Consider the following 17316-nt stretch of genomic DNA (forward strand, 5'->3'; position numbering starts at 1 on the left):
TTTTCGGTTATTCTTCTCTTGGTTTTCTAGGTGGACGTTTCCCCCAGAATTGAAAGTAATCGGTCCGTAGACGACCATTATAAAGTTTACGTTTCTTCGTTGCTTTTTGGCCATAGAAATTCTCGAAGTCCAAATCGCTGGTGAGAATATATTTACTCCACGTATCCAACGAACGATAAGTGTCACCCATTTGGCGGTACAAGTTTTCTACATATTCTTCATTCTCAAGTCGTTCTCCATAAGGAGGGTTAGAAACAATCACGCCGTACTCTTTGTCGGTTTGGAAGTCGCTGAGTTGCAGTTGTTTGAAGCTGATAAAGTCTTCGACGCCTGCTTTTGCGGCATTTCGTTTGGCAATCTCAATCATGCGCGTGTCTATGTCAGAACCCATGATGTCCAATTCGACAGAGAAGTCAGCTGCCAGCTTTGCTTCGTTACGATGCTTGTCCCATTCGTCTGCTTCAAAGATACTCCAATCTTCCGCAGCAAAATCGCGTTCCAGTCCAGGAGCGATGTTTAATCCAATAAGTGCTGCTTCAATCGGAATTGTTCCGGAACCACAAGTAGGGTCATAAAAAGGTTTGTCAGGTGACCAGTTTGTTAAAAGAACCATAGCAGCAGCCATGTTTTCTTTAATCGGTGCGCCACCTTTTTCGGTTCGGTAGCCACGTTTGAACAAGCTATACCCTGATGTATCGACTGTAATAGAAACTTGATCTTTCAAAATTGCTACTTCAATTGGATAAGTCGCTCCAGTTTCAGGCAAGCGCGCGCGGCGGTGATAGAAAGAGGAGAGGCGATCTACAATTGCTTTTTTAACAATGGATTGACAATCGGGCACACTGTAAAGAGTAGATTTATGCGACTTCCCAGATACAGGAAAGGCTGCATCCATCGGTAATAAATCCTCCCATGGCAATGCTTTTGTTTTCTCGTAGAGGTCATCAAATGTTTTTGCCGGAAAAGAGCCATAAACAATTTTGATTCGATCTCCTGTTCGTAGCCATAAGTTGGTTTTGATGATATCCGCAGTAGAACCTTGGAAAAAAACTTTTCCGTTTTCTACTTCGACTTGATAACCCATTTCTTTTAATTCGTTTCCAGTCACAGCTTCAATCCCGCTGGCAACCGTTGCTACTAATTGATAGTTGGTCATAATGTACTCCTTTCGTTTCGTAATGAAAAAAGAGGGCAGGACCAGTGTCCCGCCCTCGATAATTTATTCGCTATGTAGTTAAACAACAATAAACCTGATTCTGTAAATTCCTGTAAGCCATGTTCTGTCTCGCGGAAAATTCAGGCACTTTTCCGCTGAGGTAATCATCTATCTGCAGCGCAATGCGCTACCTCTTTCTAACGTTTTATTCCGCGTAAAGAGTGCCCCTACCAAAGTTTGGGTTGCTCGCTCGAGGGGTTTACCCGTTCCACCAACAAGGTTTCCCTTGTTGCTTCGTCACTGTGGCACTTTCAAGAATACTCCAGCGTAGATTTCTCCTTAGCTGTTTTTTCTGCCGTCAGTCTCTCGACTGCCTTAGCTTATTTTTTCGCTAAGCACGAACACTACAAGCATCTCAGCTTGTGCGAGCATGGACTTTCCTCAGCCAACATAAAGAAGGCCGCGATTACCCAGAATTTACAGAGTGAAAATAGTTATTTAGTCGTTTACAAGATCATCATCGGAATGACGGTCTTCAAGCTTCGAACCAAAAACATGTTTTTCCAAATTGGATAGACGTTTCAGTATATCGAAGTTTGTTACACCAGCACTTGCATTTGGAGTTGAAGGCGTTCTTTTGCCAACAGCTGCTTGTTTGGTCAATTCGTCTACGCGGTTACGTAAACGTTCGTTCTCACTTTGCAAGTAGGTGAGATCTTTTTGATAAGATTCATAGTCACGAATAATTAAATCTAAAAATTCATCCACTTCACTAACATTGTAACCTCTCATGGAGCTTTTGAATTCTTTTTGTAAAATATCTTTTGTAGTTAAGTTTTTATCTGCCATCCATCGCACCCCGTTCATTTTTCTTTTTCTTCAAGAAAATGATTGTTTCAGAAGTATTATTTTCATTAATCGTTCTCATTCATTATAGCAAATTGAAAGCTTCTTTACAATAACAGCGAAAAGGTTCCTTTAAGGTAGGAAAGGAATTAAAACAGAAAACATAGTAGAATATTAGTGCAGTTCTCTTTAATTTGGTACTATAAAGGGGAAATAAAAAAAGAGAATGGATGACAATATGGTCGAAGATTTGTTTACTGGTTCTTACAAAACCGAGCAGATTGCTCAAAAATTGTTAGGAAGGTTATTGGTCCATGAAACGGCAGAAGGTCGAACTTCTGGTTTTATCGTTGAAACAGAGGCCTATCTTGGAGTATTAGACATGGCTGCCCATAGTTACGGAGCAAGACGGACCAAACGTACGGAGGCTATGTTCCAAGCACCGGGGACCATTTATGTATATGTGATGCATACACATGCTCTATTAAATCTGATCACCCAGGAAATAGGTAATCCAGAAGGAATCTTGATTCGCGCCATTGAACCGTATGAAGGGACAGACTTGATGACTTCACGTAGGCAGAAACAAGGCTTTCAATTAACAAACGGACCGGGGAACTTGACCAAGGCAATGGGGGTCAACAAAGAACAGTACGGAAAGAGTATTTTCAGCTCAGATCTCTTTATCAATCCTATTATCAGACGAGATCCGGTTCAAGTAGCCACTTCACCGCGGATTGGTATTCCGAATAAAGGAATTTGGACAGATCATCCCTTACGGTACTATGTCGCTGGGAATCCATATGTTTCAAGAAGAAAAGGCATGATTGACTCGAACTACGGTTGGAAATAAAAAGGGGGCAAATGGAATGCAAAAAAGTATGATTAGTTATATTCAGGAAACGATGGAGGATTTACATTTTCCGTGCGAGTGGCGAATTGAATGGTTCAAGCAAAAGCATATGATTGAACTATTAGTGATGATTCCTGTTGAATTAGAGGAAGGCCAAAAACTAACAGATCGTTATGGGGTGCTGAATGTGGGTTCGAAGTTTGTCTTCGAAGATGCGATTCTCCTTTACGATGTACACCTAGCGCAGATTCGCAATGATAACTATATTACTGCGATTGAATTTGATGAGCCTGATGGGATGTACGGTGGAACAATTCAAGCACTATGTAAAAATTTACGGTTAACTGTTGGACAAGCAATCACGCAACTTGAAGAGTTTATTGTCGATGAAAACCAATCTCGTTTTGAAATGGTATGGAATGATGACAACTTTCAAGCTACAATAAAGACACTTAAGGACACGGGTAGATTCGACTATACAATCTATTCTTATCCTTCAGATATTACAGAAGATGTGGTGGGAAGCAATGAATTGGAATGAAGTCATCATCATAACGACTACTGAAGCAGCAGATGCGACAGCGAATTTATTTATGGAAGTTGGTGCGAAGGGGACTGCTATTGAGGACGAAATGGATTACATCATGCTACAAGATGATGGATTCGGACAATTAAAGGATTACCGACCGATGCCTGAAAAAGAGCACGATGTACTTGTAAAAGCTTATTTCGCCGAAAGTGAATCCTTCGCGGATACCTTGCGTGCGATACGTGAGAAAATGACAGAGATGAGAAAGATTGATTTGTCTCTAGGTAAATATGAATTAATCGTCAATGATGTCAAAGAGGAAGATTGGGAACATTCTTGGAAACAATACTATCACCCTATTCGAATCACGCGTTATTTAACGGTAGTTCCTTTTTGGGAAAAGTATGAACCACAAGAACCAGACGAAAAGCTCATTACGATGGATCCGGGTATGGCTTTTGGGACAGGAACCCACCCAACGACACGTCTATCCTTAGAAGCTTTAGAAACAACCTTACGAGGTGGCGAAAAAGTACTGGATGTCGGGACCGGGTCTGGGGTCTTAAGTATTGCCGCAAAAGCTCTGGGAGCTACAGAAGTATATGCCTTCGATATTGATGAAGTTGCAACTCGCCAATCTAAAACTAATATTGCTTGGAATGAATATGCGAAGGACGTTGTCGTTGAGGCGAATAACTTATTGTCCGGCATCCAAAATGCAGAAGCTGATGTAATTGTAGCAAATATTTTAGCTGAGATTTTAATGCTCATGATTGAAGATGCATGGAACAATCTAAAAGAGAACGGTTCGTTTATTCTTTCAGGCGTTATCCATTCGAAGAAGGCAGAATTAGTAGAAGCACTCCTCAATCAAGGCTTTGTCATCGAGCAAGAAAAAATAAGCGGCGATTGGCATTGCTTCATCTGCAAAAAACAAGTGGAGGAAGACTGATGCAAAGATACATGATTCCTGAATCCTTACATAATTTTCCAGAAGGAACGATAAAAGTATCGGGTGACTTTGTCCACCATATGAAGAATGTGATGCGTTTTAAGAGCGGGTCAAAAGTACTAGTGACAGATCCAGCGGGAAAAAGTGCCTATGCGGAGATTGTCGAACTTTTTGAGGATGCTGTTGAACTTGCTTGGCTGGCGGATGAAGAAAAGGAAAGCGAGTTGCCCATTACCGTTACGATTGCTTGTGGACTTCCGAAAGGTGATAAACTTGATCTAATTGTTCAAAAAGCAACAGAACTTGGCGTTACCAACATTATTCCTTTTGCTGCGAAACATTCGGTGGTGAAGTGGGATGAAAATAAGATGAAGAAGAAACTCGTACGATTCCAAAAAATTGCTCAGGAAGCAGCGGAACAATCTCATCGTCGTCATGTGCCGGTTATCAAAGATTTGATGTCCATTCGAGAACTGGTACAATTTGCAGAGGGACATTCGCACAAATTAGTTGCTTATGAAGAAGACGCAAAAGAACAAGAATTGGGGAACTTTGCGGCAACCTTGCAGCAAATGAAGCCTGGTGATCAACTGTTGTTGGTTTTTGGTCCTGAGGGTGGTTTAGATCCGAGTGAGATTAGAGTATTCCAAGATCACGGCTTCCTCACCTGTGGGCTAGGGCCGCGTATTATGCGTACGGAGACCGCTCCGTTTTATGCACTAGCGGCAGTATCATATCATTTTGAATTAATGAATGGAGGAGATTATCATCGAGACACTGAATAAATATATTGATCATACCTTGCTAAAGCCAGACGCAAGAGAAGACGAAATAAAAGAACTGTGTGAAGAGGCAATCGCATACAACTTTATGTCTGTTTGTGTACAGCCTTATTGGGTGAAAAAAGTAAAAGCATTCTTAGATGCATCTGATGTCAAGGTTTGTACGGTGATTGGTTTCCCACACGGAGCGAATACTGCAGAAGTTAAAACCTTCGAAGCAAAACAAGCTGTGCAAAATGGTGCTGATGAAATTGATATGGTAGTAAATATTGGTGCAGTAAAAGATGGCGACTACGAGACTGTGCAAGCTGAAATTTCATCGATTGCTCAAGCAATTAAGGGAAATGCAATTCTTAAAGTCATTATCGAAACTGCTCTTCTTACCGATGAAGAAAAGGCAGAAACCTGCCGCATTGCGAAAGAGGCAGGTGCAGAATTTGTGAAAACCTCGACTGGTTTTGCAAACGGCGGAGCTACTCTGGAAGATATTCGCTTGATGCGTGAAACAGTTGGGTCTGAAATGGGTGTTAAGGCAAGCGGTGGCGTACGTACATACGCAGATGCCGTAGCGTTTATAGAAGCAGGTGCGACGCGTTTAGGAGCTTCCAGTGGTAAAAAAATTGTTGATGAGTGGATGGAAGCAACAAGATAATAAGCAAGGACTGGACCAGTTAGGAGTCCAGTTTTTTTGTATCCATTGATTGAAAACAGGGTCATAGATTTATTGTGAAATCTAGAGTATAATAGGAATACTAATCAGACAAGAAGGAGTGACAATATGCCGAAAATCAAAAATTATACGAAGCAGGAAGTAATTGATTTATGCGCAACGTATATGAATCAATCGCATGTGGCATTTGTCCAAAAAGCTGCTGATTTTGCCGAAGAAGCTCATGAAGATCAATACAGAAAATCCGGGGAAGCTTACTTTGTCCATCCAACGCAAGTGGCTGCTATTTTAGCAGAGTTACGGTTAGATCCTGATACAATTGCAACAGGATTCTTGCATGATGTTGTCGAAGATACTCCTTATAGTTTAGAAGATATTGAAAGAGAGTTTTCCAAAACAGTCGCTATTTTGGTGGATGGTGTAACCAAACTAGGGAAAATTAAGTATAAGTCTCATGAAGAACAATTAGCAGAAAATCACCGGAAAATGTTATTGGCAATGGCGAATGACATCCGGATCATCATGGTCAAACTAGCAGACCGATTGCATAACATGCGTACCTTGAAATACCATACGCCAGAAAAACAGCGGAGTATTTCCAATGAAACGATTGAAATTTATGCACCCTTGGCTCATCGTTTAGGGATTAATCGGATAAAATGGGAGCTAGAAGATACAGCATTACGTTATTTGAACTCACAGCAGTATTACCGCATCGTTCACTTAATGAATACCAAACGTGATGAACGAGAAGCTTTTATTGAAGATACTATTCAAAAAATTTCCGATTCCATTACAGAATTGAAAATTGATGCAGAAATATACGGTCGTCCTAAACATATTTATTCCATCTATCGCAAAATGAAAGACCAAAAGAAACAGTTTAATGAAATATATGACTTGCTGGCGGTACGGGTCCTTGTTGACTCGATTAAAGACTGTTACGCGGTCTTAGGCGCAATCCACACCAAGTGGAAACCGATGCCGGGCCGTTTCAAGGACTATATTGCGATGCCGAAAGCCAATATGTATCAGTCTCTGCATACGACGGTTATTGGGCCACAAGGTTCTCCGGTTGAAATTCAAATTCGAACGCAAGAAATGCACCGCATTGCTGAATTCGGGATTGCTGCTCACTGGGCTTACAAAGAAGGAACAAGCAACAAGTTAGATGAAAATGACTTTCAGAAACAATTAAATTGGTTCCGTGATCTGATTGACTTACAAGATGACTCACGCAATGCAAGTGAGTTTGTTGAGAGTGTGAAGGAAGATATCTTCAAAGATAAAGTTTATGTGTTTACACCAAAAGGGGACGTTATGGAACTGCCAAGCGGCGCTGGACCATTAGACTTTGCTTTTAATGTGCACTCGGAAGTAGGGAACAAAACAGTTGGTGCCAAGGTCAACAACAAGATTGTGCCGTTAAACTATAAGTTACAAAACGGCGATATTATTGAAGTCATGACCTCCCCGAATTCATTTGGGCCAAGTCGTGACTGGATTAACCTTGTTACGACCAATAAGGCGAAAAACAAGATTAAACGGTTCTTTAAGTTACTAGACCGCGAAGAAAATGTTGAAAAAGGCCGCATTATGCTGGAGAAGCAACTGCAGGATATGGAATTCTCACCGAAAGATTTCCTGACGAAACCTGCTATGAAAGATGCTGCCCAGCGGTTTAACATGCCAACTGAGAGTGATGTCTTTGCAGCAATTGGTTTTGGTGAGCTGTCTCCGTTTATCGTAGCAAACCGGTTAACTGAAAAACAAAGAAAGCAGCGAGATCAACTTCAAAAAGAACAATCAATCGATAAGATTGAACAAAAGAACAAAAAAGAACCATCGAAAATGAAAATCCGTCATGAGGGCGGCATCATTATCCAAGGGGTCGACAACTTACTCATCCGCATCAGTCACTGTTGTAATCCTGTTCCAGGAGATGAAATTGTCGGTTATATTACAAAAGGCAGAGGGATTTCTGTTCACCGGATGGATTGTCCAAATGTGCAAGTTTCTGAGGAAAATCGAAATCGTTTAATCGATGTAGAATGGGAAGATACAGGTTCGAATTCCATTGATTATGAAACGGAATTGATGGTTGAAGGATACAATCGTTCGGGGTTGCTGAATGAAATCTTGCATGTCATCAATTCGATGACGAAAAATTTGAATAGCATAAATGGAAAAGTGGACAACAATAAAATTGCTACCATTACCCTTAAATTAAGTATTCAAAACTTAAGTCAACTAGACAAAATAGTAGATAAAATCAAAAATATTCCTGATGTATATAGCGTACGAAGGGTAACTTCTTAAAGAAAGGGGGCGCGTTTCGTGCGTGTTGTTATTCAAAGAGTGTCCCAAGCAGCAGTTGAAGTCGAAGGAGAAATCATTGGATCAATCCAACAAGGGTTCATGCTGCTGGTTGGCGTAGGGACGGAAGATTCTGAGGAGGATGTTCAATACCTCGCCAGGAAAATTAGTAGCTTACGGGTCTTCGAAGATGAAGAAGGAAAGATGAACCGATCGTTAAAAGACGTAGAGGGTGAAATCTTATCCATCTCACAGTTCACCTTATTAGCTAATACAAAAAAAGGGAACCGACCAAGCTTTATTGAGGCCGCTAGTCCTGAAATAGGAGAAGTTCTGTATCAATCCTTGAACCAACAATTGCGAGAAGCAGGCTTCCATGTTGAAACCGGACAGTTTGGTGCACATATGAATGTTTCCTTAGTAAATGATGGACCAGTAACAATTTTAATCGATAGTAAAAAAAAATAGCAAAAAAGCTCGGCTGAGAAGCCGAGCTTTTTACTGTTTATTGGAAATATTCTGCTAATGCTTGGTAAATGCTATCTGCAACTAACCCTTGATAATACTCACTGTCACAGGTTGATACATCACTATCGTTATTCATATAACCAAGCTCTAGTAGTAGAGCCGGTTGTGCATTCTCACGGAGTACCAAGTAGTTTCCGAACGCTGTGCCATTATTTGGTAAAGGCAGGTTGTTGGTTAATTTTTCATTTACCAATTCAGCCAAGTGCATATCGGAATCAGAATAGTAATATGTGGTTGTTCCCGTTCGGAATACACCTTCCGGAGTTGAATCATAGTGGATACTAATAAAGAGATCCGCTTGATAACTGTTGCTTAGATATACCCGTTCTTCAAGAGAAATCGATTCATCACCGGTACGTGTTAAGATTACGTTCGCCCCTTCTGCTCGCAAGCGCTCCGCAACTCTCTCTGACGTCTCCATTGTCGCTTCTTTCTCATATAAATAAGAACCGATTGCACCAGGATCTGTTCCACCGTGACCTGCGTCGATAACGATTGTTGCTTCAGAGAGAAGGGTGGTGATTTTTGGTAGTTCGATTTCTTCGTTTGCTTCTTGTAACTCTGCCAACCAATTTGCTACATATCCTGTTTGGTTATCAGGAAGAAGGATCTGATAGAAATCTCCTTCAGTACCGACATAAGGGAATGTCTCAAGCGATTGTGCAGTTAATAAGACTTCAGAATCCAATGAAGGACCTGAACGAATATTTACGGCATCATTACTGATAATAATCGATTGTTCTGATGAGCTGGCACTCTCTGTTATGCCTTCTTCCGTTACGGAAGTTTCCGCTTCTGGAGGGGTTGTCGTCCCAGGGCTAATTTCTAAAAGGTCAGATAATACCCAAGCGATTCGTCCTTCATAGTGAATCTGACTCCAGCCACTTTCTTCATAAAGTAATTGGAATGTTTCACCTTGAACGGCAGTACCAACGATTTCTGCTTCTTCATTGTTTTCTGCTCGTACATTTACGTTCGATGCAGTGATCGTGGCAATGAGGTTCTGCGATGCAGTCACTTCAGTGTTATTAACCAACCAACTTGCAATCCAGCCAATTCGTCCATCATCCAATCGGATTTTATACCACTCATTTTTTTCAGCCAGCACATTCACGACTGTGCCGCCTTGTACTTGTGTCATCATATCATAACTTAGTCCAGGACCGAGTCGAACGTTGACTACACTTGCTTCTACAACAATATTTGTATAATTTGCTAGAGCAACGGTTCCAAGTGAGCCTACACTCATAAAGAACACAGCAAGGAGAATAAGTAAGACCTTCCTGCTAATACGTATGTGTTTCATTTTCGCCCCCCTTCCTGTAATTCTTAACTCTTTGTATAGTATTATAGCAAACCTTTGAAAAGATATGCAAAGCCTTTTCATATTATCTATAAACATTTTTATTTTAATCGTTTTTTCATGATTAGCTTGACAACCCGCTTCGCATCTTGTATCTTAGATGTAATATTTTATCCTGAGAAGACGAAAGTAGAGACACTGAATCTGTATAGAGAGAATAGTCGTGGCTGTAAACTATTCCAGAGGATTGTTTTCGAAAGACAAGTTGGAGGACTGGTAGTGCAAAGCTATCACGCGGCAAGCGTTATTTGCTAAAGGAGAGTCCTTATACTCTCGAATCAAGGTGGTACCACGTCCAAAAACGTCCTTTCCCATATGGGGATAGGGCTATTTTTTTCGTTAAAAATAGGGGAAGTATAGTAGAGGGAGAGAAAAAATCCATGATCCAACGTCCAAAAGGAACGGCAGATATTTATTTAGATGAAATGGCAATTTGGCAATATGTCGAAGAAACTGCACGTATTTTTATGCACGATTATCAATATTCAGAAATTCGTACACCATTATTTGAAAGCTATGACTTATTCACGCGTAGTGTGGGTGATACAAGTGATATTGTCCAAAAAGAAATGTATGATTTTATGGACAAAGGAGATCGTCGCCTGGCTTTGAAGCCAGAAGGGACAGCACCTATTGTACGGGCCTACGTAGAAAACAAATTATTTGGGCCTGAATATCCAAAACCATTAAAGGTTTATTATTTGAGTCCTATGTTCCGTTACGAGCGTCCTCAAGGGGGCAGAAGCCGTCAGTTCCATCAACTAGGAGTAGAAGCTCTTGGTAGTGCTAATCCTGCAGTAGATGCTGAAGCAATCGCGTTAGTATGGGAATTATTAGCTGAAATTGGTGTCAAAGATTTGAAATTAGTTTTGAATTCGTTGGGTAAAAAAGAGGATCGTCTTCGTTTCCGTGAAGCATTGATCAGCTACTTGGAGCCTTTCTTCGAGGAACTAAGTGCCGACTCACAAAAACGTCTTCACTCCAATCCATTGCGTGTGCTGGATAGCAAAGACAAACGTGACAAAGAAATCGTTAAAAATGCACCTAATATTCTGGAATTTCTATCTGACGAATCAAAGGAACACTTTGAAACGGTAAAAATGATGTTAGAAGAATTAAACATTCCCTATACAATCGACAGCAATATGGTACGCGGCTTGGATTATTACCAAGATACGATTTTCGAAATCATGACTTCTTCTAAGGTTTTTGGAGCGGAAACTACAATTTGTGGCGGAGGCCGTTATGATGGCTTGGTAGAAGAACTTGGTGGTCCAAGTGATCCAGGGTTTGGTTTTGGCTTAGGGCTAGAACGTTTAATCTTGTTGATTCAAAAACAAGAGATTGAAATTCCTGCTTTATATGAACTAGATGCTTATGTTGTGGGAATTGGTGAAGAAACGAATGTAGCTACCCTGAAATTGGTTCAAGCAATTCGGAATGCCGGTTATTCGGCTGACCGTGACTATATGAACCGGAAGCCAAAAGCTCAATTCCGTACGGCAGCAAAAAATGAAGCAAAAGTAGTCCTAACTGTTGGGGAAGACGAACTTGCTCAACAAGCAGTAAAATTAAAAGTAATGCAGACTGGAAAAGAAGTTTCAGTTCCTTTTAATGAAATTTACAATAACTTTGAACGTGTTTTCAATACGAATACAACCGATATGACTGCTTTTAACGAGTTTTTTGGGAAAGAATAATTGTTTTTTGAGGAGTGATGGATATGGAAAAAAGAACACAGTATTGTGGTTTGATTACTGAAGAGTATATTGGCCAGGAAGTAACCGTCAAAGGTTGGGTAAACCGTCGTCGTGATTTAGGTGGATTAATCTTTATCCACTTACGTGACCGGGAAGGGATTATCCAAGTCGTATTTAATCAAGCACATCATCAAGAATTATTTTCGTTAGCTGAAAGTATCCGTCATGAATATGTACTGGAAGTAAAAGGAACCGTTGTAAAACGAGAAGCAGATCAAATCAACCCAAATATCAAAACGGGAACGGTTGAGTTAGAAGTAACTGATGCGAAAATCTTAGCGAAGGCAAAAACTCCTCCAATTGAAGTGGAAGATGGCAAGCTTGCTGCAGATGAATTGCGTTTGAAATATCGTTTTATCGATTTACGTAGAGAAAAAATGTTACAAAATTTGAAATTACGTCATGAAACAACGAAATCCATTCGTCGTTACCTAGATGAAGAAGGATTTATGGATATTGAAACGCCATACTTAACCAAATCGACACCTGAAGGAGCACGTGATTACGTTGTACCGTCTCGTGTTCACTCAGGATCCTTTTATGCATTGCCACAATCGCCACAGTTGTTCAAACAGTTGCTAATGGGTGCAGGTATGGACCGTTATTACCAAATCGTACGTTGCTTCCGCGATGAAGATTTACGAGGAGACCGTCAACCAGAGTTTACGCAAGTCGATATGGAAACGAGCTTCCTAAGCGCAGAAGAAATTCAAACATTAACAGAAAACATGTTGCAAAAGGTAATGAAAGATACTCTAAATCTAGATATCCCGCTACCATTCCCACGAATGAGCTATGACGAAGCAATGAGCCGCTATGGTTCAGATAAGCCTGATACTCGTTTTGAACTTGAGTTGATTGACTTACAAGAGTTCGCTGAAACCACCAGTTTCAATGTATTTAAGCAAGCTGTTGAAAAGGGTGGTCAAGTAAAAGGTCTGAACCTAAAAGGAAAAGCAGACAACTATTCTCGTAAAGATATGGATGGTTTAACAGATTACATCAAGCAGTACGGAGCAAAAGGTCTAGCATGGATAAAAGTAACCGAAGACGGACTAAACGGACCGGTTGCTAAATTCTTTGTAGAAGACCAAGCAGCGCTTATTCAAGCCATGGGCGGCGAACCGGGTGACTTGTTCATGTTTGTTGCGGATCAAAAAGAAGTAGTTGCCCAATCACTTGGAGAATTACGCTTGAAATTTGGTCGTGAGTTCAACATGATTGACGAAAGTAAATTTAATTTCCTTTGGGTAGTAGACTGGCCATTATTGGAATATGATGCTGATGAAGATCGCTATGTAGCTTTGCATCACCCATTCACTCATCCAAGAGCAGAAGATTTGCCATTGCTGGACGAGAATCCAAGCCAAGTACGAGCACAAGCTTATGACATCGTCTTAAACGGCTATGAAATCGGTGGTGGTTCTTTACGGATTTACACTCGTGAAGTACAAGAAAAAATGTTTAACGCGTTAGGCTTTACGAAAGAAGAAGCTGAGGCAGAATTCGGCTTCTTGCTAGAAGCTTTTGACTATGGATTCCCACCACATGGCGGAATCGCATTAGGGTTAGACCGTCTTGTCATGCTATTAGCGGGAGAAAACAACATTCGTGAAGTGATTGCCTTCCCTAAAAACGGAAAGGCAGCTGATCCAATGACAAATGCTCCATCTGATATCAGCGATCGTCAATTACAAGAGTTAAGCTTACGTCTTTCAGTAGAAGAATAGGTTGCGTCAAAAAAGACTCGCTGTGGTACACTAGTCTGTACAAGTGAGTCTTTTTGGCTCGCAATAAGGAGGAAATTATGCTTAAAATAGGTTCCCATGTTTCGATGGGTGGAAAGAAAATGTTACTTGGCGCTGCAGAGGAAGCTTTTTCGTATGGAGCAACCACGTTTATGATCTATACAGGTGCGCCTCAAAATACAAGAAGAAAAGCAATCGATGAGATGAATATTCCGGACGGGATGTCTTTTATGGCAGATCACGGACTTGTAGACATTGTCGTTCATGCTCCTTATATCATTAATCTAGGCAACACCACCAAACCGGACCATTTTGAATTTGCAGTAGGATTTTTGCGTGAGGAGATTGTTCGGGCGCAGGCGCTAGGCGCAACACAAATTACCATGCATCCTGGAGCCCATGTAGGTGCTGGTTCTGAAAGAGCCATCCAGCAGATCATTAAAGGGTTGAATGAAGTTCTAGAACCTAATCAAACGGCTCAAATCGCATTGGAAACAATGGCTGGGAAGGGCACGGAAATCGGACGTACGTTTGAAGAACTAGCTGCGATTATAGACGGTGTTACACATAACGAGAAATTATCGGTTACTCTGGATACGTGTCATACACATGATGCAGGTTACTTCATCCGCGACGATTTTGACCAAGTGTTGGAAGAGTTCGACAAAATAATCGGCCTTGATCGTTTGAAAGTAGTTCATGTGAACGATTCGAAAAACGAAATGGGCGCAAAGAAAGACCGTCATGCAAATATTGGAGAAGGGTTTATTGGTTTTGAGGCGTTGAATCGAATTGTTCATCATCCCCAATTAACCGATATAGTTAAAATTTTGGAAACTCCTTATGTTGGAGAAGACAAAAAGAATAAGAAACCACCTTACAAGCATGAGATTGAAATGTTCCGTAAACAAGAATGGAACCAAAACTTGATCAATGACATCTTAACCAGTTAAAAAAATCACAGTGAGGAAAGAGGGCGACCCTTTCTCACTGTGATTTTTATTTGGACAATACATTACGGAAAATAATTTCAGCTGTCTCCTCAATGGATCGTTTCGCTACATTAATGGTATAGCAACCTAAATCATTATATAAATCCGTTGCGAATTTTAATTCTTTTTGAATACGATCACGATTAGAGTAAAGCGTTTCTGAAGGAAGTCCGTAAGCCAGCATCCGTTCTTTGCGGAAATCAACCAATGTTTCAATGTCATTGGTTAGTCCAACGATTTTTTTAGGATTCACTTCATACAATTCTTCAGGTATTTGGGCTTCAGGTAAAATGGGCAAATTTGCCACACGTACATTTTTATTCGCCATATACATGGAAAGAGGAGTCTTAGAAGTGCGTGATACACCTAATAAAACGAGGTCTGCTTCCAGTAACCCTTTTGGATCTTTCCCATCATCGTATTTCACTGCAAACTCGATCGCACTGATTCGGTTGAAATACTCATCGTCTAAGCGGTGAAGAGCTCCCGCTCGTTTTGTAGGATTAATGCCTGTACTTCTTGCAATGTCCGATACAAGCGATTGAAGAATGTCATAACAACGCAAACTTTCTGCCTTACAAAAGGCTTCTGTATGGCTGCTTAAGTCATCTACCACTAAAGTATGAATAATAATGCCATTTAATTCTTTTGCTTCTGCTAATATGATGTCTAACGTTTCTCGGTCTCTCACAAACGGGTGATGGTGCATGTCTGATTGGATTCCCGGAAACTGAGCGAGTACCGCATGCACGACTTTTCGTGCCGTTTCTCCTAATGAATCAGATATAACAAAAAAACATAATTTTTGATTTTCCATACAATCCCTCCCTTTAAATTTCATGTTGCATTCTTTGGTACAATATACTACAGTATGGGAAGAAATAACAGCATGAGGAGGGAAAAGATGAGCCATGCAGCTATTTTGGAATCTATTGATCGAATGAAAGATCATGGATTGAAGCACACAAAGAAACGGGAAGACTTAATCAAGCTGTTTGCCCATGAAGATCGTTACCTTACTGCCAAACAAGTCCAACAAAAGCTCGAAGATGATTATCCTTCCTTGAGTTTTGATACGATTTATCGTAATTTATATGCATTTGTCGACATTGGCATCTTAGAAACCACAGAATTACATAACGAAAAAATGTTTCGGATGACTTGTCTCCATGATGGCCATCACCACCATCATTTTATATGTGAAAAATGCAGCCGAACGATTCAGTTACAGATGTGTCCCATGGATTTTTTCGAGCAGCAACTTAAAAATTGTCTCTTAAAATCGCATCGCTTTGAGGTTTTTGGCATATGCGATCAATGTGCACAGACTGCTTAAATAGGTTGAATAATTATTCGATAAAAATACAGATTCAATATTGCATTTGCTTCAACCTGTGCTATAATAATCAAAGGACAATTTCATTTTGATTAATTAATAAACTTGATGGAACGGTTACTTTTACTGCTCGGAGGGAGGGAATATTAATGTCAAAAACAGTTGTTCGTAAAAACGAATCTCTTGACGATGCTCTTCGTCGCTTTAAACGTACTGTTTCTAAGACTGGTACTCTTCAAGAAGCACGCAAACGGGAATTTTATGAAAAACCAAGTGTAAAACGCAAGAAAAAATCTGAGGCAGCTAGAAAACGTAAATTCTAATTTTGCCTATGTGATCATGATTCTTAGACCTAGACAACTTGTCTAGGTTTTTTCTACTTTTAGGACACAAATCCCTCAAACAGACGGCTATAACAAACCAACATCCGACTTTTGCATAGTAACAAACGAAGCTACGTATGATATAATGAAAAAGATATGTAATCAAACGAATGATAGAGGAGTGTAACATATTTGACTGAAAACGAACGTTATCCAGTTACTGTTGATATCCGTGTAGAAGATGCTTCTACAATGCCGGCCTTACTAGGATCACAGGATAAACATATCTTATTATTAGAAGATGCTTTGGACGTCATTATTAATAGCAGGGGAACACATATTGAAATAAAAGGAACCGAAGGGAATACAGCTATCGTCCATTCACTGCTCACTCAACTGATGAGCTTGATTCATAGAGGGATTCCTATTGCTCAAACAGATATTGTGGCAGCTATCAAAATGGCAGAACGAGGCAGCTCAGATTTCTTTTCTAACCTGTATGATGAAATAATCAGCAAAACATACACTGGAAAAGTGATTCGTGCTAAAAATATTGGTCAAAAAGAATATTACGAAGCAGTTAAAAAAAGGGACATCGTCTTTGGAATTGGTCCAGCCGGTACAGGGAAAACGTTTCTCGCTGTTGTTATGGCAGTAGAAGCTTTAAAGGCAGGGACCGTGAAGAAGATTATCTTAACCCGTCCTGCAGTAGAAGCTGGAGAAAATTTAGGCTTCTTGCCAGGAGACTTAAAAGAAAAAGTGGATCCATATTTACGACCTGTCTATGATGCACTTTATAACATTTACGGGGTGGAACATACGACTCGATTGATGGAGCGTGGTGTGATTGAGATTGCACCGCTAGCGTATATGCGAGGAAGAACATTGGATGATGCCTTTGTTATTTTGGATGAAGCACAAAATACGACGGTAGCACAAATGAAAATGTTCCTCACTCGTCTTGGGTTTGGCTCGAAGATGATTGTGAATGGAGATAAAACTCAAATTGACTTACCAAAAGGGGCAAGGTCTGGTTTGATTGACGCAGAAAGTAAGCTAAAAGGCATTTCTGGAATCACTTTTGTTTCCTTCGATTCGCATGACGTAGTAAGACACCCTGTAGTCGCTCGTATTATTGAAGCTTACGAAGAGAAAGGGTAAG

At 40.4% G+C, this 17316-nt stretch carries 17 protein-coding genes and 1 other RNA gene; 13 read left to right on the plus strand and 5 right to left on the minus strand.

The window, feature by feature from the left end; genetic code table 11:
- Window positions 1-7: 7 nt before the first annotated feature.
- The 3 genes from PVE40_RS01485 to gpsB all read right to left on the minus strand — a co-directional run bounded on the left by PVE40_RS01485 (window position 8) and on the right by gpsB (window position 2005).
- Window positions 8-1156: a THUMP domain-containing class I SAM-dependent RNA methyltransferase gene (locus tag PVE40_RS01485; RefSeq protein WP_274730093.1), complete on the minus strand. Its 1149-nt coding sequence runs from the start codon at window positions 1154-1156 to the stop codon at window positions 8-10.
- A 108-nt stretch (window positions 1157-1264) separates the two neighbouring features.
- Window positions 1265-1634, minus strand: an RNA gene (rnpB, locus tag PVE40_RS01490) — RNase P RNA component class B.
- 20 nt (window positions 1635-1654) lie between these two features.
- Window positions 1655-2005 (minus strand): cell division regulator GpsB, encoded by a 351-nt coding sequence (gene gpsB / locus PVE40_RS01495; protein WP_274730094.1) that lies wholly within the window; start codon window positions 2003-2005, stop codon window positions 1655-1657.
- Window positions 2006-2228: 223 nt separating this feature from the next.
- Here gpsB and PVE40_RS01500 point away from each other — a divergent pair, with 223 nt between their 5' ends.
- The 7 genes from PVE40_RS01500 (at window position 2229) to dtd (ending at window position 8572) form a co-directional block, all read left to right on the plus strand.
- Window positions 2229-2855: a DNA-3-methyladenine glycosylase gene (locus PVE40_RS01500; RefSeq protein WP_274730095.1), complete on the plus strand. Its 627-nt coding sequence runs from the start codon at window positions 2229-2231 to the stop codon at window positions 2853-2855.
- Between the two features lie 16 nt (window positions 2856-2871).
- Window positions 2872-3396 (plus strand): DUF3013 family protein, encoded by a 525-nt coding sequence (locus PVE40_RS01505; protein ID WP_274730096.1) that lies wholly within the window; start codon window positions 2872-2874, stop codon window positions 3394-3396.
- Window positions 3383-4336 carry a 50S ribosomal protein L11 methyltransferase gene (gene prmA / locus PVE40_RS01510; RefSeq protein ID WP_274730097.1) on the plus strand — a complete coding sequence of 318 codons (954 nt, stop codon included), beginning with the start codon at window positions 3383-3385 and terminating at the stop codon, window positions 4334-4336. Before PVE40_RS01505 ends, prmA begins: the two co-directional genes overlap by 14 nt.
- On the plus strand, window positions 4336-5121 hold the full coding sequence (locus tag PVE40_RS01515; protein ID WP_274730098.1) for a 16S rRNA (uracil(1498)-N(3))-methyltransferase: 786 nt from the start codon (window positions 4336-4338) through the stop codon (window positions 5119-5121). The genes prmA and PVE40_RS01515 overlap by 1 nt, the downstream gene beginning before the upstream one ends.
- The gene (gene deoC / locus PVE40_RS01520) at window positions 5090-5770 is read left to right on the plus strand and encodes a deoxyribose-phosphate aldolase (protein ID WP_274730099.1); all 681 of its coding nucleotides are present in this window, start codon (window positions 5090-5092) and stop codon (window positions 5768-5770) included. Before PVE40_RS01515 ends, deoC begins: the two co-directional genes overlap by 32 nt.
- A 126-nt stretch (window positions 5771-5896) precedes the next feature.
- Window positions 5897-8107, plus strand: a complete 2211-nt coding sequence (locus tag PVE40_RS01525; protein ID WP_274730100.1) for a RelA/SpoT family protein — start codon at window positions 5897-5899, stop codon at window positions 8105-8107.
- Between the two features lie 18 nt (window positions 8108-8125).
- On the plus strand, window positions 8126-8572 hold the full coding sequence (gene dtd, locus PVE40_RS01530; RefSeq protein ID WP_274730101.1) for a D-aminoacyl-tRNA deacylase: 447 nt from the start codon (window positions 8126-8128) through the stop codon (window positions 8570-8572).
- Window positions 8573-8609: 37 nt separating this feature from the next.
- On the opposite strand, the gene PVE40_RS01535 is transcribed toward dtd, so the two are convergent.
- Window positions 8610-9938 carry an N-acetylmuramoyl-L-alanine amidase family protein gene (locus PVE40_RS01535; protein ID WP_274730102.1) on the minus strand — a complete coding sequence of 443 codons (1329 nt, stop codon included), beginning with the start codon at window positions 9936-9938 and terminating at the stop codon, window positions 8610-8612.
- Window positions 9939-10375: 437 nt separating this feature from the next.
- Between PVE40_RS01535 and hisS the strand changes: the two genes are divergently transcribed.
- The 3 genes from hisS (at window position 10376) to PVE40_RS01550 (ending at window position 14456) form a co-directional block, all read left to right on the plus strand.
- Window positions 10376-11695: a histidine--tRNA ligase gene (hisS, locus tag PVE40_RS01540; protein ID WP_274730103.1), complete on the plus strand. Its 1320-nt coding sequence runs from the start codon at window positions 10376-10378 to the stop codon at window positions 11693-11695.
- A gap of 23 nt (window positions 11696-11718) precedes the next feature.
- Window positions 11719-13485, plus strand: coding sequence for an aspartate--tRNA ligase (gene aspS / locus PVE40_RS01545; RefSeq protein ID WP_274730104.1), 1767 nt, complete (start codon window positions 11719-11721; stop codon window positions 13483-13485).
- A 77-nt stretch (window positions 13486-13562) separates the two neighbouring features.
- Entirely contained in the window at window positions 13563-14456 is an 894-nt protein-coding gene (locus tag PVE40_RS01550) for a deoxyribonuclease IV (protein ID WP_274730105.1), read from the plus strand.
- 46 nt (window positions 14457-14502) lie between these two features.
- Here the strand turns inward: PVE40_RS01550 and PVE40_RS01555 are convergent, their stop codons facing one another.
- Window positions 14503-15312: a pyruvate, water dikinase regulatory protein gene (locus PVE40_RS01555; protein WP_274730106.1), complete on the minus strand. Its 810-nt coding sequence runs from the start codon at window positions 15310-15312 to the stop codon at window positions 14503-14505.
- 87 nt (window positions 15313-15399) lie between these two features.
- Here PVE40_RS01555 and PVE40_RS01560 point away from each other — a divergent pair, with 87 nt between their 5' ends.
- From PVE40_RS01560 to PVE40_RS01570, 3 genes are all read left to right on the plus strand, one after another.
- Window positions 15400-15831, plus strand: coding sequence for a Fur family transcriptional regulator (locus tag PVE40_RS01560; protein WP_274730107.1), 432 nt, complete (start codon window positions 15400-15402; stop codon window positions 15829-15831).
- A 149-nt stretch (window positions 15832-15980) separates the two neighbouring features.
- Complete coding sequence (gene rpsU, locus PVE40_RS01565; protein ID WP_010053707.1) at window positions 15981-16154, plus strand: 30S ribosomal protein S21; 174 nt, start codon at window positions 15981-15983, stop codon at window positions 16152-16154.
- A gap of 192 nt (window positions 16155-16346) precedes the next feature.
- Window positions 16347-17315 carry a PhoH family protein gene (locus PVE40_RS01570; protein WP_274730108.1) on the plus strand — a complete coding sequence of 323 codons (969 nt, stop codon included), beginning with the start codon at window positions 16347-16349 and terminating at the stop codon, window positions 17313-17315.
- Window position 17316: the final 1 nt, after the last annotated feature.

The sequence above is a fragment of the Jeotgalibaca caeni genome, assembly GCF_028863945.1.
GTDB classification, from domain to species: domain Bacteria; phylum Bacillota; class Bacilli; order Lactobacillales; family Aerococcaceae; genus Jeotgalibaca; species Jeotgalibaca caeni.